This is a genomic window from Lichenicola sp. GTC18331, from assembly GCF_055386855.1.
In genome coordinates this window covers 3,389,638-3,412,485 of the sequence record NZ_AP045015.1, presented here as the reverse complement: position 1 = coordinate 3,412,485, position 22,848 = coordinate 3,389,638, and the positions used below count along the sequence as shown (strand labels likewise).

The following is a 22,848-nucleotide window of genomic DNA, read 5'->3' as shown; positions in this document are numbered from 1 at the left end:
CCATGATGTGCTGGACCAGGCTGCTCGACGACACCCGACTCGGCGACGATCGCAAGACCACGAGCCGCACCGAGACCGCCCGCTCCGAATTCCAGAAGGACCACGACCGGCTGATCTTCTCCGAGCCGTTCCGCAAGCTCGGCCGCAAGACCCAGGTCCATCCGCTGCCGCAGAACGACCGGGTGCATAACCGCCTTACCCATAGCCTCGAAGTCTCCTGCGTCGGCCGCTCGCTCGGCGAACTCACCGGCAAGCATCTGCACGAGCGCGGCCTGCTGCCCGACGGCGTGGTCGCCGCAGACGTCGCCGCCATCGTCCAGGCCGCCTGCCTCGCGCACGATATCGGCAACCCGCCGTTCGGCCATGCCGGCGAGTTCGCCATCCGTGACTGGTACGCCAAGCGCGACCCCGGGGTCTTCGACGGCATGCAGCCGGCCGCCGTGCAGGATCTCCTGACCTTCGAGGGCAACGCGCAAGGCTTCCGCCTGCTGACCAGCCTCGTCGACAGCGTCGGCCTGCGTCTCACCTACGCGACGCTCGGCTCCTTCATCAAATACCCCTGGTCCGCCCTGCACGCGCCCCGCTACAAGCCGGGCAAATTCAGCTATTTCGCCTCCGAAGCCGCACCGTTCCGCACCATCGCCACCTCCATGGGGCTGATCGAGATCGAACCGGGTGTGTTCTGCCGACACCCGCTCGCCTATCTGGTCGAGGCTGCGGACGACATCTGCTACGCCATCATCGACATCGAGGACGGCATCGAGATGAACCTGCTCGTCCCTTCCGAGGTCGAGCAGCTGCTTCTTTCCGTCATGCCCGCGGCCACGCGCGCCCAGTACGACCTGCACCGGATCGGCCGCACCGACCGGCAGCGTATCCGCTGGCTGCGCGGCAAGGCGGTCGACGTGCTGATCGAGGATTGCGCGCGCGCCTTCTTCGCCCACGAACAGGCGATCCTGGAAGGCCGCTTCACCTCCACCCTGGTCGAGAGCGGCAGCAAGCCGGTCGCGGCCGGCATCCACGCCGCCAAGAACCTGGCCCGGGAGCGCATCTTCACCCACACGCGCAAGATGGAGATCGAGATCGGCGCCTATGCCGCCGTCGATACGCTGCTGGATGCCTGCTCCAATGCCGCGCGGGAGCTGGTGGCGGCCGATTCGGCGCATCCGCTCTCCTATCGCGCTTCGCGCGTTCTCGGCCTGATGGGCGAGCTGGCGCCGTCGCAGAGCACCGGTCTCGAGGAAAGTTACCGCCGGATCAACGACTTCCTGTCCTCACTGACCGACAACCGCGCCACCGAACTCGCCCAGGCGATCCGCGGACACGGATAAACGCCGAACCGCCACGAGGGGGCTTGCCCCCCGCCCTCGAATCCCATAGAACCCGCCCCACACCAGCGGATGGGCGCGTAGCTCAGCGGTAGAGCATCGCCTTCACACGGCGGGGGTCACAGGTTCAATCCCTGTCGCGCCCACCATCCCTGGTTTCCCCCCAAAAGCTGAAAATCGGGTCGGCTGGTCGCAAGGTGCGGTGTTCGATCGCGTCGCGGATCCGGCGCTCCGAGCCGATTAAATATCACCATGCAATTTAATCGAGCAGGCGCGACCGCCCGCCGTCGCGGATTAAGTTTCACGCTGTCATTTAAGATGCCCGCCCGTTCGCCGAATGGCAGGATTTTCTCCCGCCTCGTCGGCAAGGGCATGAACGATCGTCGGGACCTTGCCCGTCTGCCGCGGCTGAAACCGCCGCTGGTCGCGCCAGCGGATCACGGCACGCGGAAATCCCGCCGGCAGGTCGGATACCGACCCACCCGCTCGATCGCCGTGATGGCTGGATGACGCGAGCGCGGCCGGCGGGAGCCGGCGCCGCGTCGCAGGGTCAGAAGCCGAACATGTGGTCGAGGGAGAAGTGGCCCTCGGAATCCATCAGGCCGTGATAGCCGAACAGACGGCAGGTGACGTCGCGGATCAGCACGTAGCCGCGCGGGCCGGCCTGATGCAGCAGGGCCTCGCCGAAGATCTCGTGCGGCCAGACCAGTCTGGAGCCGCAGCAGGCGATCTTCACCGGGCGTTCGGCCAGGATCTCGCCACGGCCGTCATGCAGCAGCAGCATGGTCTGGGACTGCGCGTGCCATGGGGCGGAGGCGGGATACATCAGGGCCGCGAAGGAGCGGCGACGCTCGTCGCCCAGGCGCAGGAACAGGCGGGTCGACAGGCCGGGCGGCGGGCCGGCATAGGATTGCGGCTCGTCGCGGTAGCACATGGCGGTGTTGAAGATATGCGCGCCGAACGAGGTTTCGGCGACGTGGCCGCTGTCGCGGTCCTCGTAGCGCACCAGAGCGTGCAGCCAGCCATCGGCCGAACCGCCGTCACGGAAATCGTAGACCAGCTCGGCATGGCCTTCCGGCACGCCGAGTTCGCCGAGGTCGAGCGCCAGATCGTGGTCGCGCGGCAGGCAGCCGAGGAAGCGTTCGCCTGCCTTGTTGCCGGCGGCGTCGAACAGGTCGAGGCGGAGCGGCAGGGTCTCCTGGCGCTCGGCCATCGGGGTCGGCTGGACGATGGTGCGGAAGCGCTCCGGATCCAGCACCGGAAACGGCAGCAGATAGCCGCGTCCCAGCGAAGGCGGCAGGGCCGGGATGCCGGGATCGGGGCGGAGATCGGCGCGCTCGACGTTGAGGTGGGCGATGCGCCGGCGCTCGCCGCGCGTGATCTCGTAGCGCGGGCGGACCATGTGGCGGCCTGCGCGCAGCTCGATCTGGGCCGGCCAGCGCAGGCCGGGCAGCAGGGTTTCGACATCCAGCGCCAGGGTAGCGTAGGGCGGGACCGCGACATCGAGCGCGACCGGTTGTTCGCGGCCCATGCGGTCCAGGGTGATGGCGCCGGGGGGAATCGCGGTGGCGTGGCTGTTCTGCACCCAGAGCACCACATGTTCGTCCTCGCGCGGGGCCGGGAGGTTGGCGTAGCGGTCGGACGGCCAGGCATTGGCGTCGTGGGTGACGGACAGACTGTCGGCGTCGCTTTCGAAGGTGTCGAGCGCGTATTTCACCACGTCGTGGCCGGCGACGCCGATGGCGTGGATGAAAAGCTGGCCGGTGAAGGCGGGCAGTTCGAAGCGCTTGCGGATCTGGCCGCTGTCGATGGACACGCCGCCCGCACCCTTGGGGAGGGTTTCTTCCCAGGTGGCGAGCGGGTGACCCTTGGCGTCGAACAGCCGCAGCCAGAGCCGGACCTGTTTGGCGCCGTAGGACGCCCAGTAGTTGGCGGTGACCAGACGGGTGCCGAACCCGTCCTCGTCACGGAAGAAAGCGTAGTTGGTGGCGAAGTTCAGCCGGTCGAGATAGGCGCGGCTGCTGGTGAGCATCTCGGCGGGGAGGCGTGCGTCGTCCAGGCTCGCCACCTGCATGCCGGACGGCAGCAGATGGGCGATGCGGGCCAGCACTCGTCCGGCGTCGAAGGTTGCGACCAGCAGGGTGGCGGCCGCGCTCTGGCCGAGATCGGTGACGGGTCTGACGACCGTGCCGAGGATCTCGCGGCCGACCAGGGCGACGTCCTGGACATAGAATTCGGCGATCGGCGGCAGGTCGGGGTGGAGCGCGAACAGCATCGCCGCGACGCCGTCCGGGTCGAACACGGCGAGGGTGCCCTGTTGCCGCAGACGGCCGCCGAGGGTGGCGATCGCTTCCGCCGCCAGCGGGTGCGCCAGGGCCTTGTAGAGAGCGTTGCCGCCCTGCCTTGCGTCGTAGGTCTGGATATCGAGCATCAGAACGGGTTCCCAACCGGGGCCTGCTGTCGCGGTGCTGACGGTTCCGGCAGGCCCAGCCGGCGGCACAATTCGGCCGCGACCGGCCCCGTATCGTCCAGCGGGAACGCATCGCGGCCTTCTATTCCGCCGTTGAAAAACCGAATCCGTCCGGCGTCAATCAGCGCCTGCAGAAACAGGCCGATCCGACGTGAGCGGCCGGGCAGTCGTTCCACCATCACCGGCACCGTGGTGGCCGCGGCTTCGGAGACCATAGACACGCTGTCCGCGGTCACGACGATCGCGTCGGCGCAGGCGAGCAGGCCGAGATAGGGGTTCTCGCCCTCCATGTCCCAGACGAAGGCGCCGAGCGGGCGCAGCGTACGTTCCAGGATGGCGCGGACCGGGAGGGCGGTGCGGCGCGAGGGGGTGACGGCCACGCCGACGCCTTCGGTGCGCATCATCGCGGCGAGCTTGTCGGCCAGGGCCTGCGCCTCTGGCTCGCCCAAACGGAAGCGCCCGTTGGAGCCGCCGACCAGCACAGAGACCAACGGGCGGCGGAGATGGGCGAGACGGGGCGTCCATTCGGCGCGGGCGGCGTCGAGTTTCCCGGGCGTGACGCGATGGAGCGCGGTGCGGGCCACCAGCACGTTGGGGCCGTCGATCTCGTCATGGGTGTTGGCGACCACCAGATCGAACCGGTCGAGACGCATGCGCGGGTTCTGGATCTGCACGATCCTGCGGCCCGTCTGGCGGCGCAGTGCGGCGCCGACCGAGGCCCCTGCCCCGCCCAGGGTGAAGAGCAGCCCGTCCGGCAGGGGGCCGAGCGGTTCGACCTGGGAGAGCGGGCGCGGCCATGCGGCGGGGGCGAGACGGGAGAGCACGCCGCGCCGGCGCAGGGTGCGGGCTTCGAGCAGGAGCCCCGCGCGTTCGGCCAGGCCGAAGGCTTGCGATTCGAGGCCGGCGAATCCTTCCGAGAGGATCGCGCCGTCGGGCGTTGCGTCGGTGTTTCGCATGGGAGCGCTTGTGGGGGGCGGGGGTGGTGGCGTCAATCGGCGGGGGAGGAGCCTTCTTTTTCTGAAGAAAAAGAAGCAAAAAGACTTCTATCCGCTGGGGTCTCACACCGGCCCGGTCCTCCGCTCCAAACGGATAAGAGTTTTTTGGTTCTTTTTTGCAAAAAAGAACGCCCACCACTGCCGGATAACACACGATGACCGCGTTCGCCGCCCTGGGGCTCGCCGAACCCCTTCTGCAGGCCCTCCAGGCCGCCGAGATGACGCAGCCGACGCCGATCCAGACCGAGGCGATCCCGGTGGTGATGCGCGGGCGCGACCTGATCGGGCTGGCGCGCACCGGCACCGGCAAGACGGCGAGCTTCGTTCTGCCGATCCTGCATCGTCTGCTGGAGAGCGGCGAGCGGGCCGATCCCGGCACGTGCCAGGCGCTGGTGCTGGCGCCGACGCGGGAGCTGGCGAAGCAGATCTGCGATGCCGCGCGCACGTTCGGGCGGCGCACCACGCTGCGCGCGACCACGCTGGTGGGCGGCGTGCCGCGCGACAAGCAGGACCGGGCGCTCGGCAACGGGATCGATCTGGTAGTGGCGACGCCGGGGCGTCTGCTGGACCATCTCAGGAGCGGCACGCTGCGTCTGCACGAGACCGGGATCCTGGTGCTGGACGAGGCGGACCACATGCTCGATCTGGGCTTCATCGACGAGGTGCGGAGCATTGCCGAGCATCTGCCGGAGGAGCGGCAGACCTTGCTGTTCTCCGCCACGATGCCGGCGCCGATCGCCGCGCTGGCCAAGCAGCTTCTGCGCAACCCGGTGACGATCGCGACCGCCCCGCCCTCCTCCACCGCCGAGCGGATCGACCATCGCATCGTGTTCGCCGAAGGCGGGCAGAAGCGCGCGCTGCTGGTGGACATGCTGCGCGGCGGGCGGATGGAGCGGACGCTGGTGTTCGTGCGGACGAAGCAGAACGCGGATGCGTTGTTGCAGGCGCTGGACAGTGCCGGCATCCGCGCCTCGGCGATCCATGGCGACAAGAGCCAGGCACAGCGGGACCGTGTGCTGGCGGATTTCCGGCGCGGGGCGTTTCCCGTGCTGGTGGCGACGGATGTGGCGGCGCGGGGGATCGACATCGCCGATCTGACGCATGTGGTGAACTACGAGATTCCGGAGGTGCCGGAGACGTATGTGCATCGCGTGGGGCGGACGGCGCGTGCGGGGGCGCGGGGGATCGCCATCAGCCTGTGCGCGGGGTCGGAGCGGGTGGCGCTGCGGAATATCGAGAAGCTGCTGGGGATGCGGTTGCGGGTGTATGAGGGGCGGCAGGCGGCGGGGCGGCCGATCACCCAATAGCCATCGTGCGTATCGCGCTGGCTTCTGGCAGAGCTATATTGGTAGGATTTATCGCAACGGGACTGTCAATACGAAATGAGCAGCCTGCGCTCCGTCGACCTCAGCTTAATCGATGAAATCCTGCGTGGCGGCGAGAAAGGCTATGTGCTCGACTTCTCCAACCGAACTTTTGCAGACTTCTTCATCCGCGAACTTAACGTTGATATCGACGCGCCAGAGTATGCCGTCGAAGGCAGCTCCAAGGCCAAGCGACTTCGGTGCTTCCTTGGCAAAGTTGACGATGGCACTGCCGCCCGAGCTCTCAGAGTTTTGTGGGAGCGTAGGGAGTTCTTGCGACGCAACGGCGAGGATGACCCGTTACCTCGCACTTCGGGCCAATACGCAGCGTTGATCACTAAACTACAAGGCGCCGGTCCGACGACTCCGGTTAACGTCATCGCCGCGCCGGTTACCGAGACGATCGAATTTGATCGCTTCCGGACTCGACTACTGGCTATTCGAGACTTGCCGCCACAGCAGCGAGGATACGATTTCGAGCGCTTCCTGAAAGACCTCTTCGACGCTTTCCGTCTTACCGCCCGCGATCCTTTCCGCCTTGTTGGCGAGCAGATCGATGGCAGCTTCGAACTGGCAGGCGAAACCTATCTGGTCGAGGCAAAGTGGCTCAACCGAAAGGTCGGTGTGGCAGAACTTGGGGCGTTTCACTCGAAGCTTGATCAGAAAGCTTTCTGGGCACGAGGGTTGTTCGTCAGCTTCGGCGGCTTTACCGAGGATGGTCTACAGGGTTTTGGCCGAGGCCGGCGGCTTGTCGCAATGGATGGGCGTGATCTCTACGAAAGCCTTACCCGCGGTATCACCATTGATCGCGTTATAGCGCGCAAGGTACGCCACGCTGCGGAAACCGGCGAAGTTTTTGTGGCGATTGACCAGCTGTTTCGATGATTTTCGCAACCCGCTGCCACGTAGCCAGATGTTCAGATCGAACGATAGGTATCACTACTTGCTATCGCCGGTGCGACTTTTCTGACCCCATCCAATAGCACAGCGGCGGCTCGGTTCCAGGCAGCGTGAGGCTCTTCCGGAGCGGAAGCCACTGCCGGAGGCTCGCGAAGAAGCTGGGCGATTGTCGCCTGCAGCGGACCAGCCTCCGGCTCGCACAAAACCGCCATCGGCTCGTCGCGGAACTGCTCGACCAACCCGCCCACCCGCGTGGACACCACCCAGCGCCGCGCCGCGATCGCGGCGGCGGCGACGCCGCTTTGGCTGGCTTCGCGGTAGGGCAGCACGAGCGCGTCGGCCCAGGCGATCAGCGTGCCTATCTCGTCTTCCGGCACCCAGCGATTCTCAACGGTGACGCCGGGGATCGCGGCGAGGCGGGCGAGTTCGGGAGAATCCGGGCCCTGGCCGACGACGCGAACGGAGAGGCCTTGCGGCATGCCGCGTTCGAGCGCGTCGGCGAGCAGATCGAGGCCCTTATAGGGCAGCAGGCGGCCGAAGAAGAGCAGGCGCAGGGCGCCGCCATGCGAGAGGGGTGCTGCCGGCCGCGGGCCGAACACGAAGGGCGGCAGGCTGGAGATGAGCAGCGGGCGGTTCCGCACCAGTTTCTGTTGTTCGAGGCGGGCGGCGACGTGCGCGGACAGGGCGACGAGGCCGTTCGAGCGGCGGATCAGTTGGCGTTGCAGGGCCATCTGCAGAGCGGAGCCGTCGCCGGGGTGACGGTCGGCGTCGTGGACCATGACCAGGAACGGCACGCGGAGGGCGCGCAGGACGGAGGCCATTTCGAGGTCGAGCGGGCCGGGCATGGCGCAGATGGCGACGTCCGGGCGGAGGGCGGCGATGCGCCGGCGGAGCTGGGACTGGCGGAGCACGCGGCCGAGCATGCGGAGCGCGAAGCCGATTCGCGTGCTGTAGGTGGCGACCGGAAGGGCGACCCTGCCGCGCCAGGGCTGGCCCGCGCGCATGATCTCGGCGCCCGTGGAGAGGGAGAGCAGCGCGTCGCAGCCCGGAAGGGCGTCGAGGCCGGCGGCGAGTTCCGCGCCGACGCGGGGACCCGCGCCGAAGCGGCCCCATTGCCAGACCAGGACGCGCAGAGGCGGTGCGTCGGTCAAACGGAAGCGCCCGGAGTGGGGACGCCGATGGCGGCCAGGGCGGCTTCAAGGCCGGCCGTGCCGAGGCGGGCGGTTGCGGCGCGTCGTGCGGCGTCGCCGATGGCGGCGCGACGTTCGGGCGCGTCGGCGAGGGTGCGGAGGGCCTGGGCGGCGTCGGCGATGTCGGCATCGGCCCAGACCGCGCCGGGGGCTTCGAACACGCCGCGCGGATCGCGTGCGGGGATCAGGCGGTAGCGGACCGGCACGCCGCATGTGTCGTCGAGGAATTCGGTGGTGGCGGACCAGTTCGTGGCGATGACGGGTTTGCCGAGCAGCATGGCTTCGGCGGGGACGAGGCCGAAGCCTTCGCTTCTGTGCAGGGAGAGGACGATGTCGCAGCTGCGCGTGAGCGCGTGCATGTCGGCGACGGGGAGCGTGCGGGTTTCGAGGCGGATGTTGGGGGCGTCGCCGATGGCGTTGCGGAGGCGGACGAGGTCGTCCGGGTAGTGTTCGCCGTGACCGGCCTTGAGCACGAGGATGCGGTCGGGGCGGTCGGCGAAGGCGGTGCGGTGGGCCTCGATGGCGGCGAGAGGGTTCTTGCGCTCGAAGGAGGAGGCGAGGCTGAAGGAGCACAGGGTCACGACGGCGTCGGGGTCGAGACCGAAGGCCTGGCGGTCGAGGGCGGAGGGCGCCGGCGGGGCCGCCGCGACGGGGTGCGGGACGACGCGGACGCGGTCGAGACCGAGTGTGCGGAGGGCGTCGGCGGTGAAGCGCGACGGGGCCCAGACCTCGTGCACCAGCCGGAGGGCGGGGCGCCAGTGATCCGGGACGGTGGGGAGTTCCCAGGCCCAGAAGCCGACCACGCGGCGGCCGCGCAGGGCACGGCGGCCGAGGCCCAGCAGGGCCGCCGGGAGCACGGGGGCATTGACGTGCAGCACCAGGGCGGAGCGATCGGGCCAGTCTCGGAGGGCGCGGCCCGCGCGGATACCGGGGCCGGCCTCGATCGCGCCGCCTGGTACGCCGAGGGTGCGGAGGGCGGACGCCATGAGCCGCGCGGATTCGCCGAGGCCGGAAGCGCGGTTGATCTCGCCGCCGACGATGATGCCGTTCGAGCGTTCGGGCTGGGTGCGGTCCGGGCTGGGGGCCAGCCATGCGCTGCCCCGCGCCAGCCAGAGACGGCGCGAGCGCGCGGGCAGACTCTGCCAGGCGCGATGCAGGGGGTGGAGGCGGGGCGCGTCTGTCAGCATCGTGATGACGGCGATCCTGGCTGCGCAGGGAACGGTCGGCAAGCCCGGACGAGGCGGAGCTGCCGATCGGGTGCCGCGAGCGGATGCCATTGCCCGATGATGGGTCCGGTATAGGATGGCGGGATGCGAAGCGGGCCGACCCTGACCACCCTGCAGATCCTGGACAGCCTGGTGGGGTTCGACAGCACCAGCGCGAAATCGAATCTTCCTCTGATCGACTGGATCGAGCGCTATCTGGCCGGGCATGGGATCGCCGCGCGCCGGTCTCTGAACGCGGACGGGACCAAGGCCAATCTGCACGCGGTGATCGGGCCGGCGGTGGATGGCGGTCTGGCCTTGTCGGGGCATGTCGACACCGTGCCGGTGGAGGGGCAGGCCTGGGGGACCGACCCGTTCCGTCTGCATGTGGCGGATGGGCGGGCCGTCGCGCGGGGTGCGTGCGACATGAAGGGGTTCGTCGCGTCCTGTCTGGCCGCGGTGCCTGAAATCGCGGCTTTGCCGTTGCGGCGGCCGGTGCATCTGTTGATCTCGTTCGACGAGGAGGTGGATTGCGACGGCGCGCATGTGCTGGTGGCCGATCTGCCGAACGGGCCGAAGCCTGCGTTCTGCGTGGTCGGCGAACCGTCGATGATGAAGCCGATCGTGGCGCATAAGGGGCGGCTGGCGGTGCGGGGCACGGTTCGCGGGCGTGCGGGGCATTCGTCGCAGCCGGACCGGGGCGTGAACGCGATCTACGCCGCTTCCGAGGCGATCGGGCATATCGCTGCCGAGGCGCGTCGTTTCGCCCGCGAGGGGCGTCGCGTGGAGGGATTCGAGCCGGACCATTCCACCGTGCATGTCGGTCTGGTGGAGGGCGGCGCGATCCTGAACATCATTCCCGAGCACGCGTCGTTCGAGATGGAGTGGCGCACCGTGCCGGGCGACGATGCCGTGGCGGAGCTGGAGCGTTTGCGCGCGCATCTGGCGGAGACGACGGAGCGGTGGATGCGGGCGGTCGATCCGGAATGTTTCATCCGGCTGGAGGCGTTGAATACGTTGCCGCCTCTGGCGATCGCGCCGGAGCATCCTCTGGTGACGCTGGTGAAGCGCTGCAGCGGGGCGAACGACGAGGGCAAGGTGTCGTACGGCACCGAGGCGGGGATTTTCCAGGATGCGGGGATCGCGTCCATCGTGTGCGGGCCGGGGGATATCGCCCAGGCGCACAAGCCGGACGAGTGGATCGCTCTGGAACAGCTCGATGCGTGCGACCGGTTCGTGCGTCAGCTCGCGCGAAGTCTGGCCGAGGGTGAGCCTGCGTGATGCGGGGATCGGGCGCGGGCGCATGAACGATCGGCCGCTCGATCCGACGTTCCTGCCGAGGCTGGGTGGCGGCCACCGTCCGTTGCCGCATTTCGACGTGCATTTGCAGCCGCCGGATCTGTCGCCCTGGCGGGCGGGCAATACCGGTCTGCCGGGGATCATGCGGTTCGAGGCGGTGGAGCCGGGGCCGGACGTGGTGGTGACGGCGCTGATGCATGGCAACGAGATCGCAGGGGCGATCGTACTGGATGCGTTGCTGCGGGACGGTTTGAGGCCGCTGCGGGGCGCGCTGACGTTCGGGTTCCTGAACCTGGCGGCGTTCGACCGGTTCGATGCCGGCGATCCGACCGCGTCGCGCTTCGTGAGCGAGGACATGAACCGGGTCTGGGACCGGGCGATCCTGGAGGGCAGCCGCGACAATGCCGAGTTGGCGCGGGCGCGGGTGCTGCGTCCGGTGTTCGACCGGGCGGAGATCCTGCTCGATCTGCATTCGATGTTGTGGCCGTCCGATCCGCTGATCCTGAGCGGCGGCACGGAGCGGGGGCGCACGCTGGCGGCGTCGCTGGATACGCCGAACCTCGTGGTGGCGGATGGCGGGCACCGGTCGGGGCCGCGTTTGATTGATTACGCGCCGTTCGCCGATCCGGAGGGGCTGCCGACCGCCTGTCTGGTGGAGGCGGGGCCGCATTGGCATCCGGACACCGTGGACACCACGCGGATCGCGGTTCTGTCGTTGCTGCGGCAATTGGGCATGATCGCGTCGACGCCCCTGCCCGGCCCTGCGTCGCGCACGCGGTTCGCGACCGTGACCGAGGTGGTGACGGCGCGGACCTCGCAGTTCGAGTTCGTGCGGGCGTTCCGGGGCGGCGACGTGATCGCGCAGGCGGGGACGCTGATCGCGCGGGATGGCGGGGTGGAAATCCGCACGCCGCATGCGGATTGCCTGCTGGTGATGCCGAGCCTGCGTCCGAGCCGCGGGCATACGGCGGTGCGTCTGGCGCGGCTGGAGTCGGTTTCCGTCTAACGACATCTGGGGGAAACGGCCGGATGCGAACGGGCGGCGAGAGCCGCCGCGTTCGCTTTTTTGACACGCCCTTCTTCGTTTTCGATTGCGTTTGGTTCGAAAACCGGGAATCGTTTTCGGATCGGTACCGATAAACGCGCATCAGACGGATAAATGCGACAAATTCGGTTCGAAAACGAAAATAATCGGGAGAAGCGTCATGTCCCAGACCGGTAGCGGAACGCTGAACGGGCAGCTGCTGAACTGGATGTTGTCCGCCTTGCCCAGCGACCGCGCTTCGGTTCTGAGTGCCGCCGGGACGCTGTTCGCAGGCGAGGTGACGAATGCGGTGCTGACGGCCGGGCCTGCGTCGCCTGCGATCGGCGGCAATGCTGCGGCACAGCTCGCCGGCATCGCCCAGGCGCTGAACGGGTTGCAGGCCGGGGCGGACAACACGCTGTTCAACGCGGCGTGGAGCGCTGCGGATTCCCTGCCGCAAGCGCTGCTGCTGCACGAGACGCCGACCAATCTGTCGTTTCTGTCGAACCAGACGGCGATCCTGGTGCCGGATGCGGCCGCCCAGGCCAGCCACTCGCCGACGATCGCGCAGCTTTTCGGGGCGGCGAACGCGGCCTACACGCTCGATCCGGCGTCTCCTCTGGGGCTGACGCCGTTTCTGGTGGACGGAAAGCAACTTGCCGCTGTGGATCAGGTGTCAGGCCTGTCCGCGCGGACGTGGATCAATGCAGATCATCAGGTGATCATCGCCTATTCCGGCACCGGCGGCGGCGACACGGTGGTGGCCGATCCGTCGCAGGTGATCGGGCAATATGCCGCGGATGTTCCGTCTCTGGCCGGGATCAATTCTCAGGCGCAGAAGGATGCGTTGTCGTTCGCGCGTCTGGTGACGCAGGAAGCGGCGAAGCAGGGCATCGGGACGAACAATATCTTCGTCAGCGGCCATTCGCTCGGCGGCGGTATCGCCGAATACGTGGCGCAGCAGAGCGGGCTCGGCGGCACCGCGTTCGACGGCACCGGCATTCCGGCCTCGTCCGGCGCGGTGGGCGACGGATCGAACTTCATCAGCTTCGACACCTACGGCGATGTGTGGGGCGGTTATTCGAGCGATATCGAGGGCGACCAGCCTGCGGCTCCGGCCTTCGTCGCGGGTGGCGGCGAACTGGCGCATCGGGGCACGGTGATCATGCTGGGCGACGTGGCGGATCAGGTGTCGATGCAGAACGACCTGCGCGCGCTGGGCGGCGGCGCTCTGGCCGTGGTGGGTGATTTCGCCGTGAAGGCGCCGACATTCCATTATCCCGGCAATCAGGCGGCCGATCTCGGCATCACGCCGTATCCGTATTCCGTGAGCCAGGATACCGGCGGCGCTGCACGCGGCGTGGTGTTCAATGTCGGCGGCGATACGATCGCGCAGACGATCGCCGCCAATGCGGCGCGGACGGATTATCATTCCACCGCGTTGCCGCACGGGTAAGAGTCTCCGGTTCGGGGCCGGGCAGGACGCCCGGCCCCGGGCGCGGGGTCGGGAACGTCGCCCTTCAGGGCGCGGAGATCGCGCCGTATCGCCGCGAGCTTCCCAGCGAGACCATGGCCTATGACGGTGCTGTGCGGGTTCGGCGTCCCCACCACGCCGCCAGCACCGATCCGGACAGGTTGTGCCAGATCGAGAACAGGGCGGCCGGGAGAGCGGCGAGCGGAGCGATGTAGGCGCGGGCCAGGGCGGCGGCGAGACCGGAGTTCTGCATGCCGACTTCCAGCGCCAGGGTGCGGCAGATGCTTTCGTCGAAGCCGAGCGCACGGCCGCCCCAATAGCCGCCGAGCAGGCCGATTCCGTTATGCAGCGCCACGGCGAGCAGCAGGGCTGGGCCGACCGTGCCGATGGCGGCATGCGCGCCGGCGACGACGACGCCGATGATGAGCAGGATGGTGAGCATCGACAGGATGGGGAGTGCTGGGGACAGGCGTTCGACCAGTCGGCCGGCGAGGCGGTTGACGAGGAGGCCGGCGAGAACGGGAAGTGCGACCACCTCGACGATGCCGAGCAGCATGGCCCAGCCATGCACGGCGACGGCTTCGGAGACGTAGAGGCGTGTGAGCAGCGGCGTGGCGACGACGCCGACCAGGGTGGAGAGCGCGCCGATGCTGACGGACAGCGCGACGTCGCCGCGTGCGAGGAAGACCATCACGGTGGAGGCCGTGCCGCTGGCGACGCTGCCGACCAGAATGAGACCGGCGCCGAGCAGGGGCGGCAAATGCAGGATTCGGGCGATGAGCCAGGCGGCGGCGGGCATGATGGCGTAGTGCAGCGCCACGCCCGCGAGCACCGGGGCCGGACGGCTGGCGACGCGTCGGAAATCGGCGATGGTGAGGGTGACGCCCATCAGGAACATGACCGCCGCGAGCATGGGCGTGACGAACGGGCCGAGGGGGGCGAACAGGAGCGGCAGGCGCAGGGCCAGAAGCGAGACCAGCAGGGCCGCGACGGGAAAGATCAGCGTTCTCGACATGGTGCGCCCGGCCGTTTCGACGTCTCCGGTCTAGTCGATGGTGAGTTTTTTGGAAGGACGAAACAGGGGCGCATCTTCTTTTTCTGGAGAAAAAGAAGCAAAAAGACTTCTAGTTGTTCAGGGTTTGAGAATTCGGCGACGCATGTCTTCGAGAAGATGAGCGTTGTTTGTTTCTGTCTTTCGGAAAGGGCCTTTTCCGTCAGCCCGAAGTGTCGGGAAGATGGTGAGGAGCACCGACAAGCCTGCGGTGATGCGGGCTTCCGGCAGCGCAACCGATACGCGCCGCTTGCATCCCAGCCCTCGACGCGGAACAACGCTCCGAGATGAACTTCCAACGAGGACCACGAACCGTGTCCCAAACAGCCTCGGCCCGCTCGTCCTTGTGGCGCACCAAACCGATCGAAGCCGATGCAGGTGACGAGGAAGGCGGGCTGAAGCGCGCGCTCGGCCCCTGGGCGCTGATCGCGCTCGGCATCGGCTGCACCATCGGCGCGGGGCTGTTCTCCCTGACCGGCATCGCCGCCTCGGAGAATGCCGGGCCTGCGGTGATGCTGTCCTATCTGATCGCCGGCATCGGCTGCGGCTTCGCCGGGCTATGCTATTCCGAGCTGTCCTCGATGATCCCTGTGGCGGGCAGCGCCTACACCTACGCCTACACGGCGATGGGCGAATTCGTGGCCTGGATCATTGGCTGGGATCTGGTGCTGGAATATGCCGTGGCGGCGGCGGCAGTGTCGGTAAGCTGGTCTCGCTACATGGTGAAGCTGCTGGCGGAATGCGGCATCGCACTGCCGGCGCGCTTGTGCGCGGCGCCGTCGGAGGTTCTGACGCTGGGCGACGGCAGCACGGTCCATGGGCTGATCAACCTGCCGGCGATCTTCGTGACGGTGGCGGTGTCGCTGCTGCTGATCCGGGGCGTCACGGAATCGGCGCGTGTGAACAACATCATCGTCGCCATCAAGATCGCGGTGATCGTCGCGGTGGTGGCGGTGGGCGTGTTCTACATCAAGATGAGCAACTACACGCCGTTCATTCCGCCCAATACCGGCGAGTTCGGCCATTTCGGCATCTCGGGCGTGATGCGTGCGGCGGGAACGATCTTCTTCGCCTATGTGGGCTTCGATGCCGTGTCGACCGCGGCGCAGGAGGCGAAGAACCCCAAGCGGGACATGCCGATCGGCATTCTGGGGTCTCTGGCGGTGTGTTCGCTGGCCTATATCGTGTTCGCCGGCACGCTGGTGGGGATGCTGAACTACCGCCAGATGCTGAACGATCCGGCGCCCGTGGCGACGGCCTTGGCGCAGACCGCGTATCCGTGGCTGAAGATGGCGGTGAATGTCGGCATTCTGTGCGGCTTCACCTCGGTTCTTCTGGTTCTGCTTCTGGGTCAGTCGCGCGTGTTCTACGCCATGGCGCGCGACGGTCTGCTGCCTGCGTTCTTCTGTCGCACCCATTCGCGCTGGCAGACGCCGTGGCGGTCGAACCTGTTCTTCATGGCGATCGTGTCGGCGATGGCAGGGTTCCTGCCGATCAGCGAGCTGGGGCACATGACCTCGATCGGCACGCTGCTGGCGTTCATCATCGTGTGCGCGGGCGTCCTGGTTTTGCGTCGGACGAAGCCAGACGCGACGCGCGGGTTCGTGGTGCCGTTCGGTCCCGTGGTGCCTGTGCTGGGGGTTCTGAGCTGTGCGGCGATCATGGCCTCGCTGGACGGCCTGACCTGGATCCGTCTGGTGGTCTGGCTGCTGATCGGTCTCGGGGTGTATTTCGGCTATGGTCATCGCCACAGCCGGGTCCAGTCCGGCCGACCGCCCCGTTCTGCGTGAAGGATCGCCCATGAGCCTCGGCCGCTTCCCCGCCACCCGTCTGCGCCGCAACCGTCACGACGCGTTCACGCGCCGTCTGGTGGCGGAGAACAAGCTGTCGGTGGACGATCTGATCTGGCCGATCTTCTTTACCGAGGGGTCGGGCGTGCAGACGCCGGTCGCCTCGATGCCGGGTGTTGCGCGTGTGTCGCTCGATCGTCTGGAAGCGCATGTGGAGCCGGCCGTGCGTCTCGGCATTCTGGCTCTGGCGTTGTTTCCGGTGACGCCGTCCGAGGCGCGCGACGCGGAAGGTACGGAGGCGACCAATCCGGACAATCTGATGTGCCGTGCGGCCCGTCTGCTGAAGCGGTCCTTCCCGGAGCTGGGGCTGATCGGCGACGTCGCGCTCGATCCGTATACCGATCACGGTCATGACGGTGTGCTGCGCAACGAGCGCATCCACAACGACGACAGCGTGGCTGTTCTGGTGCGCCAGTCGCTGAACCAGGCCGAGGCCGGGATCGATATCCTGGCGCCGTCCGACATGATGGACGGCCGCATCGGCGCGATCCGCGCGGCGCTCGACGCGCGCGACCGCAGCGACGTGCGGCTGATGAGCTACGCCGCGAAATATGCCTCGGCGTTCTACGGGCCGTTCCGGGATGCGCTGGGGTCGGGTGCGCTGCTGCGCGGCGACAAGAAGACCTACCAGATGGACCCGGCCAACAGCGACGAGGCGCTGCGCGAGGTGGAGCTGGATCTGGCCGAGGGCGCGGACATGGTGATGGTGAAGCCTGGGATGCCGTATCTGGACATCATCCGGCGCGTGCGGGACCGCTTCGCCGTGCCGACCTTCGCGTATCAGGTGTCGGGCGAATACGCGATGATCATGGCGGCGGCGAACAATGGCTGGATCGACCGGGAGCGGGCGATGCTGGAAAGCCTGCTGGCTTTCAAGCGGGCGGGGTGCAACGGCATCCTGACGTATTTCGCGTTGGATGCGGCGCGCACGCTGCAATACGCCTGAAGGGGCTCTTCCAAGATAAGAGTTGTTCTTTCTTGAGAGAAAGAACCAAAGAACTTTTATCCGTTTGGAAGTTTGCTTACCGAGCTCTCGCAATCCAAACGGATAAAAGTCTTTTTGCTTCTTTTTCTTCAGAAAAAGAAGACTTTCATTGTTTCCAGTCCCTTTGCCCGAGGGACGGCATCCCCCCAACCTGCACGGCGGTCCGTTCATGCGACGCAGCTTTCGACGCATCCTGTTCGGCGGCTCCGTGCTGGCCGGTCTTGTCGTGGCGGCGGGGCTTGGCGCGCTGGTTCTGACGCTGCCGCCATCGACGCGGGCGCTGCATCTGGCCGGACTGCATGAACCGGTGACGGTGTTGTTCGACGACAAGGGCGTGCCGCATATCCAGGCGTCGAACCTGCCGGATGCGGATGCGGCGCTGGGCTATGTGCATGCGCGCGACCGCATGTTCCAGATGGAGTTGATGCGTCGTCTGGGGTCGGGACGGATCAGCGAGATCGCCGGGCCCGCGGGGGTGCCGACGGATCGGATGATGCGGGCGATGGGGCTGCGGCATCTGGCGGAGGCGAGCTACCGGACTCTGCCGGCGCCTGTGCGGGCGCAGCTCGACGCCTATGCGGCGGGGGTGAATGCGGCGATCGCGGACCGGGGGCGGTTCATCGCGCCGGAGTTCGTTCCGTTCGGCCGGCCTGCGCCCTGGAGCGGGGTGGACACGCTGCTCTGGGGGCGGCTGATGGGGATCAGCCTGTCCGGCAACTGGCGCACGGAGCTGGATCGTCTGGATGCGTCCGGGCGGATCGGCCGGGGGCGCCTGCTGTCCTTGTTCGCGACCCATGCGGACACGCCGGCGCCGGACCAGACCGCGCTGGCGGACACGGCGCATCGTCTGGCAGCGCTTCTGCCGCGGTTTCCGGCGCCGTTCACCCTGCCGGACGAGGCGTCGGACGAATGGGCGATGGATGGACGACACAGCGAGACCGGCGCGCCGCTTCTGGCGGGCGATCCGCATCTGGCGTTCGCGTTTCCGGCGCTCTGGTATCTGGCGCGGATCGACGTCCCCGGGCTGCAACTGGTTGGCGCCACGGCGCCCGGCGTGCCGTTCGTCGTGATCGGCCAGAACGGGCAGATCGCCTGGACCTTCACCAGCAACTCCGCCGACACGCAGGATCTGTTCGTAGAAACCGTGCTGCCGGACGGGCGCTACGCGACGCCGGACGGGCCGGAAGCGTTCGAGACGCGCCGTGAGGTGATCCATGTGCGCGGTGCGGCGGATGTGGTGATGGAGGTCCGGACGTCGCGGCATGGGCCGGTGATCAGCGATGCGCTGCCGGGGCGGAGCAAAGGGCCGGTTCTGGCGCTGGCGGCGGAGAATTTGCGGCCGGAGGATGCCGTGGCCGGGATCGCGGCGCTCGACCAGGCACGGAGCGTGGCGGAGGCCGGCGCGGATGCGGCGCTGATCGCGTCTCCGGTGCAGAACCTTCTCGTGGCGGATCGGAACACGATCGGCCAGTTCACCACTGGGCATGTGCCGATCCGGCGCACTGGGGACGGGTCGTTTCCGGCGGACGGGGCCAGCGGCGTGTCGGACTGGATCGGCGAGGCCAGCGGGGAGATGCTGCCGCATCTGGTGTCGCCGTCATCCGGGCAAATCCTGAACGCGAACGAGCGCACGGCGGGGCCGGATTTTCCGGTGTTCATGGGACGGGACTGGCCGGGTCTGTGGCGTGCGGACCGTATCCGCGCGCTTCTGGCGGCATCGCCGAGGCATGATCTGGCGGAATTCGGGCGTATGCAGAGCGATACGCGGAGCACGTTCGCGCCGGCGGTCCTGCCGCAGATGCTGGCGCGTGTGCCGCGTGCGGACGGGGTCGCGGGGGATGCTCGGGCGCTTCTGGTGGGGTGGAACGGTGACATGCGGGCGGATGCGCCGCAGCCTTTGATCTTCAACGCCTGGGTTCAGCGTTTCGTGGCGGATGTGGAGAAGAATGCCGGGATCGGCGGGGTGTCGGGCGGCTGGGAGGATATGGCGGCGATGCTTCTGTCGCCGGAGGGGGCGTCGTGGTGCGGCGGGGATTGTTCGCCGGTCCTGGCGCGGGCGCTGGACGAGAGCGTGTCGGCGCTGAGCGGGCGGTTCGGCGGCGATCCGAAACGCTGGCGCTGGGGGGCGGCGCATCATGTTGTGTTCGAAAACGCTCTGTTGCGGGCGATTCCGGGTGTGAAGTGGCTGGCGCGTGCGGATGCGCCCGTGGGGGGCGACGATACCACGCTTCTGCGGGCGGGGGGTGCGCTGGGCGATTTCGACGCGCTGCATGGCGGGGCGTATCGCGGGCTCTATGATCTGGCGGAGCCGGACCGGTCGCGTTTTGTGGTAACGCCGGGGCAGTCGGGAAACTGGTTGTCGCCGGATGCGTGGAATCAGATGCGGAACTGGCTCGACGGTTCTAGCATGGCGCTTCCACGCCAACCCGAGCACGTCGCAGCGCGACTTTCGCTGCTGCCGTGAGCGGGCGCGTTCGGAGGAGATCGGACCCCGTCGCCCATGACCTACAGTTCGCCCCGTCGCCCGCAATTCTTCTACACCACGGCCCCCCTGCCCTGCCCCTATGTGGCCGGGCGCGTGGAGCGGAAGGTGGTGACAGAGATCACCGGGCCGGATGCGGAGGCGTTGCACGACCGTCTGTCACGGGCGGGGTTCCGGCGGTCGCACAACATCGCCTATGCCCCGGTCTGCCCGAGCTGCAATGCGTGCGTGCCGATCCGGATTCCTGTGGCGCGGTTCCAGCCGGGACGGACCTTGCGGCGCATCCGGGCGCGCAATGCGCTGGTGGACGGGTTCGAGGTGCCTGCACGGGCGACAGCGGAGCAATACGCCTTGTTCAAGCGCTACCAGCAGGCGCGGCACGGCGACGGCGACATGGCGGCGATGAGTTTCTATGACTATCGCGCGATGATCGAGGACACACCGATTGACACCGTGCTGGTGGAGTTCCGCGACCCGGAGGACGAGTTGATCGGTGTGTGCCTGACCGATCGTCTGGGGGATGGGCTGTCGGCGGTGTATTCGTTCTTCGCGCCGGAACTGGCGGAGCGGTCGCTCGGGTCGTTCGCGATCTTGTGGCTGATCGACCGATGCGTGGCACTCGGGTTGGCGCATGTGTATCTGGGGTATTGGGTCTCGGATAGCCGGAAGATGGCCTACAAGGCGCGGTTCAGGCCAAGTGAGGTGCTGACGCCGGGGGGGTGGCGGGAGCTAGAGATTTGTGCCAATTGACAGTATGTCCAATCCGGTGAAAGCAACAAATTGGACAACGCATCGCTCAACAAGATATATAGAATTTTTATACGAACTGTCATCAGACTTCATTCAAGGACGTTGTGCTGGGCAGTAAATCCGCTCAATTTTCGTATTCGATCGACATGAGCGTCAGATTGTCACAGGGCGGTTCCAATTAAGGCGAGGTCGTATGACTAGTATTGCATCTGCAAAGCTAACCGGCTTCACAGCAACGGGAATTCTGGGCTTACGAAGCTATCGGCTTGACCTATCTCCCCCTGCCTCAATAATTGTTGGTCCAAACGGAACTGGGAAAAGTACTTTCTTGAGCTTGTTTTATTTGTTTCTAAGCCGACAATGGCAGCGCCTAAATGAATACGATTTCGAAACTCTTATACTCCATCACGCCGAAGGTGAAATATCTCTAACGAAAACCGATCTACTAAGCCTTGATGTTGCTCAAGCTAAGAGAATAAATTCTGATCGCATCTTGAGCCGTGTTCAAGAACGCGGAGCAATGGAACTGCTCTACAAAACTTCGTTGACCCGTGAAGAACGAGAAAGACTCGCGTCAGTAAGCGGCTTTCCTATCGACCAAATAGCAAGTTTTCGTAGATACGCACAATCTGAGTTAGGATTTACCAGACGTGCTTATCAGATTGATACGGAAATTTCAACATTGGGTCTGGGAGAAATACTCTATCTTCCTACATATCGGCGAATTGAGAAAGACATAAAGTCTATCTTTCCCGACATTGAGAGCAGAATAAGAGCCCGTATTGAGGAGGGACACATGACTCCGAGAACAGGGACAGGATTCAGAGAAATCGCCGGATTTGGGATGGGCGACATTCAACATATCGTAGACAGTTACACGTCGGAGATTCGCGATTATAGACGTTTGGCATCGGAAACTGCTTCTCAGGAATACATCCGCGACATTGTTACCGGTAAAATCAAGACTTATTCATTGCTAAATCTACGCAGGATGCCTAATGACGATTTTGAGGAGTTTAAGAATAGTCTCGATGACAAACTATTTAGCAATACAAACAAGGAGAGCATACATAAGAGGATTGATGATCTTCGCAAGCGCCATACAGGGCAGCCGACAGCTGAATCTCGTTTTCTTGGAATGTTTATTGAAAAGCTATTGGCAGCTCATATGCAGGTTAAAGAGCGCGAGCGCCCACTGAGAATGTTTACAAATCTTGTAAGTAGCTACCTGAAACCAGGAAAACGAGCTTTCTTGGACGGGCATCAAATTATCATTCAGAGTGTCGCTGACGGAAATACGACAGTACCACTCGATAAATTATCCTCGGGAGAGAAGCAAATCGTATCGATATTTGCTTATCTACTTCTATCTAAGCAAAAGAACTTTATTTTAATGATTGATGAGCCTGAGCTATCTCTCTCCGTGCCCTGGCAGAAACGCTTTCTGATTGATCTTATAGATACTGATAGTTGTGCGCAAATCATATCTGTTACACATAGTCCGTTTGTGTTCGACAATAACCTGAGAGATAGCGTGGTTGATGTGAGGCGCCTTAGGATAGACGCAAATGGATGACTACGTCGCAGACTTGCTAGCTGAGCAAGACAACCCAAATGGGCTCCTTCTCGAAATACTAACGTCCGGATACGAAGATTGGGATTACATTATAGCAATTGAAGGACCGGCTGATCGGGTTTTCTATTTTGATTTTCTGCAGGCCTCTCTGAAAGGAAACGAGTTCTATGTGGTAGACTGCGGAGGAAAACCAAACCTTCTCAAATTTAAAGACGCAATTGAAGGTTATTCTTGGGTCCACCCACCAAAGTTTCGATACCTATGTGACAAGGACTTTGACGATTACCTGCGCCTAGACCACCCAAACGTTTGGAAGACTCATTGGTATAGCATAGAGTCTTACCTTACCGATCAGAATTATATAATGTATGGTTTAAATAAGCATTCGACCAAAACAATTAGCTTGTCAAAACGTCAAATTTTTGTTAACGCTTACGACGATCTATTCATGAAGATGGCAAAATCTGTCCGGACGTACTGCGCCTTTATGTGCGAATTACGCGCCAGCGGCGAACACCCACAATTTGATGCGTTTGGAATTGAAAGGCTGTTTGATCTTACCAAGCCTAACAATCCAAGAAGACGTGGCATTCTTCATCAGGCAATTACGCTATTGGGCGTTGATCCTAAGTTTACATGCAGTGATATTTTACGCCGAGCGAGGACATTCAGCATGGAGGATGTACGAAAATGGCTCCGGGGAAAATTAGCGCTTCAGCTTGCACGAAAGTGCTATGAGAATGCGATAGACAGTGTACCTTTAGAGGTGCGTATAGCCATACCTTCAGCAGTATTTCTGGCGGGAGGCTCATTAGGTTCAGCTCATTCATTCTGGGGTAATTTGCCTGGTTTGACGGGCTACTGTACAAGTCCATAGGACTTTGTAAATATGCAACATCGACCGA

The 22,848-nt window shown here is 65.1% G+C and carries 17 protein-coding genes and 1 tRNA gene; 13 read left to right on the top strand and 5 right to left on the bottom strand.

Features of this window, described 5'->3' with window-relative positions:
- Window positions 1-2 precede the first annotated feature (2 nt).
- Window positions 3-1,331 carry a deoxyguanosinetriphosphate triphosphohydrolase family protein gene (locus tag ACZ5BM_RS15590; protein WP_498909039.1) on the top strand — a complete coding sequence of 443 codons (1,329 nt, stop codon included), beginning with the start codon at window positions 3-5 and terminating at the stop codon, window positions 1,329-1,331.
- A gap of 71 nt (window positions 1,332-1,402) precedes the next feature.
- Window positions 1,403-1,477, top strand: a tRNA-Val gene (locus tag ACZ5BM_RS15585).
- Between the two features lie 401 nt (window positions 1,478-1,878).
- Here ACZ5BM_RS15585 and ACZ5BM_RS15580 read toward each other — a convergent pair.
- Window positions 1,879-3,759 carry a hypothetical protein gene (locus ACZ5BM_RS15580; protein ID WP_498909038.1) on the bottom strand — a complete coding sequence of 627 codons (1,881 nt, stop codon included), beginning with the start codon at window positions 3,757-3,759 and terminating at the stop codon, window positions 1,879-1,881.
- Window positions 3,759-4,754 carry a mitochondrial fission ELM1 family protein gene (locus ACZ5BM_RS15575; RefSeq protein WP_498909037.1) on the bottom strand — a complete coding sequence of 332 codons (996 nt, stop codon included), beginning with the start codon at window positions 4,752-4,754 and terminating at the stop codon, window positions 3,759-3,761. The genes ACZ5BM_RS15580 and ACZ5BM_RS15575 overlap by 1 nt, the downstream gene beginning before the upstream one ends.
- 194 nt (window positions 4,755-4,948) lie before the next feature.
- On the opposite strand from ACZ5BM_RS15575, the gene ACZ5BM_RS15570 reads away from it, so the two are divergent.
- Both ACZ5BM_RS15570 and ACZ5BM_RS15565 read left to right on the top strand, forming a co-directional pair.
- Window positions 4,949-6,100: a DEAD/DEAH box helicase gene (locus ACZ5BM_RS15570; protein ID WP_498909036.1), complete on the top strand. Its 1,152-nt coding sequence runs from the start codon at window positions 4,949-4,951 to the stop codon at window positions 6,098-6,100.
- Window positions 6,101-6,175: 75 nt separating this feature from the next.
- Entirely contained in the window at window positions 6,176-7,042 is an 867-nt protein-coding gene (locus ACZ5BM_RS15565) for a restriction endonuclease (RefSeq protein ID WP_498909035.1), read from the top strand.
- A gap of 32 nt (window positions 7,043-7,074) precedes the next feature.
- On the opposite strand, the gene ACZ5BM_RS15560 is transcribed toward ACZ5BM_RS15565, so the two are convergent.
- Complete coding sequence (locus ACZ5BM_RS15560) at window positions 7,075-8,208, bottom strand: glycosyltransferase family protein (RefSeq protein ID WP_498909034.1); 1,134 nt, start codon at window positions 8,206-8,208, stop codon at window positions 7,075-7,077.
- Window positions 8,205-9,434 carry a glycosyltransferase family 4 protein gene (locus ACZ5BM_RS15555; protein ID WP_498909033.1) on the bottom strand — a complete coding sequence of 410 codons (1,230 nt, stop codon included), beginning with the start codon at window positions 9,432-9,434 and terminating at the stop codon, window positions 8,205-8,207. The genes ACZ5BM_RS15560 and ACZ5BM_RS15555 overlap by 4 nt, the downstream gene beginning before the upstream one ends.
- Window positions 9,435-9,557: 123 nt before the next feature.
- On the opposite strand from ACZ5BM_RS15555, the gene argE reads away from it, so the two are divergent.
- From argE to ACZ5BM_RS15540, 3 genes are all read left to right on the top strand, one after another.
- A complete protein-coding gene (argE, locus tag ACZ5BM_RS15550) occupies window positions 9,558-10,733 on the top strand; it encodes an acetylornithine deacetylase (protein WP_498909032.1) in 1,176 nt (391 codons plus the stop codon).
- 22 nt (window positions 10,734-10,755) lie between these two features.
- Window positions 10,756-11,757: a M14 family metallopeptidase gene (locus ACZ5BM_RS15545; protein ID WP_498909031.1), complete on the top strand. Its 1,002-nt coding sequence runs from the start codon at window positions 10,756-10,758 to the stop codon at window positions 11,755-11,757.
- A gap of 199 nt (window positions 11,758-11,956) precedes the next feature.
- Complete coding sequence (locus tag ACZ5BM_RS15540; RefSeq protein WP_498909030.1) at window positions 11,957-13,231, top strand: lipase; 1,275 nt, start codon at window positions 11,957-11,959, stop codon at window positions 13,229-13,231.
- A 118-nt stretch (window positions 13,232-13,349) separates the two neighbouring features.
- Here ACZ5BM_RS15540 and panS read toward each other — a convergent pair whose 3' ends face one another.
- Window positions 13,350-14,264, bottom strand: coding sequence for a bile acid:sodium symporter family protein (gene panS / locus ACZ5BM_RS15535; RefSeq protein WP_498909029.1), 915 nt, complete (start codon window positions 14,262-14,264; stop codon window positions 13,350-13,352).
- A gap of 323 nt (window positions 14,265-14,587) precedes the next feature.
- Between panS and ACZ5BM_RS15530 the strand changes: the two genes are divergently transcribed.
- The 6 genes from ACZ5BM_RS15530 (at window position 14,588) to ACZ5BM_RS15505 (ending at window position 22,820) form a co-directional block, all read left to right on the top strand.
- On the top strand, window positions 14,588-16,090 hold the full coding sequence (locus tag ACZ5BM_RS15530; protein ID WP_498909028.1) for an amino acid permease: 1,503 nt from the start codon (window positions 14,588-14,590) through the stop codon (window positions 16,088-16,090).
- A gap of 10 nt (window positions 16,091-16,100) precedes the next feature.
- The gene (gene hemB, locus ACZ5BM_RS15525; protein WP_498909027.1) at window positions 16,101-17,096 is read left to right on the top strand and encodes a porphobilinogen synthase; all 996 of its coding nucleotides are present in this window, start codon (window positions 16,101-16,103) and stop codon (window positions 17,094-17,096) included.
- A gap of 208 nt (window positions 17,097-17,304) precedes the next feature.
- On the top strand, window positions 17,305-19,599 hold the full coding sequence (locus ACZ5BM_RS15520) for a penicillin acylase family protein (RefSeq protein WP_498909026.1): 2,295 nt from the start codon (window positions 17,305-17,307) through the stop codon (window positions 19,597-19,599).
- Between the two features lie 36 nt (window positions 19,600-19,635).
- On the top strand, window positions 19,636-20,367 hold the full coding sequence (locus ACZ5BM_RS15515; protein WP_498909025.1) for an aspartate/glutamate leucyltransferase: 732 nt from the start codon (window positions 19,636-19,638) through the stop codon (window positions 20,365-20,367).
- A 193-nt stretch (window positions 20,368-20,560) separates the two neighbouring features.
- Window positions 20,561-21,943 (top strand): AAA family ATPase, encoded by a 1,383-nt coding sequence (locus ACZ5BM_RS15510; RefSeq protein WP_498909024.1) that lies wholly within the window; start codon window positions 20,561-20,563, stop codon window positions 21,941-21,943.
- A complete protein-coding gene (locus ACZ5BM_RS15505) occupies window positions 21,936-22,820 on the top strand; it encodes a DUF4435 domain-containing protein (protein ID WP_498909023.1) in 885 nt (294 codons plus the stop codon). The genes ACZ5BM_RS15510 and ACZ5BM_RS15505 overlap by 8 nt, the downstream gene beginning before the upstream one ends.
- Window positions 22,821-22,848: the final 28 nt, after the last annotated feature.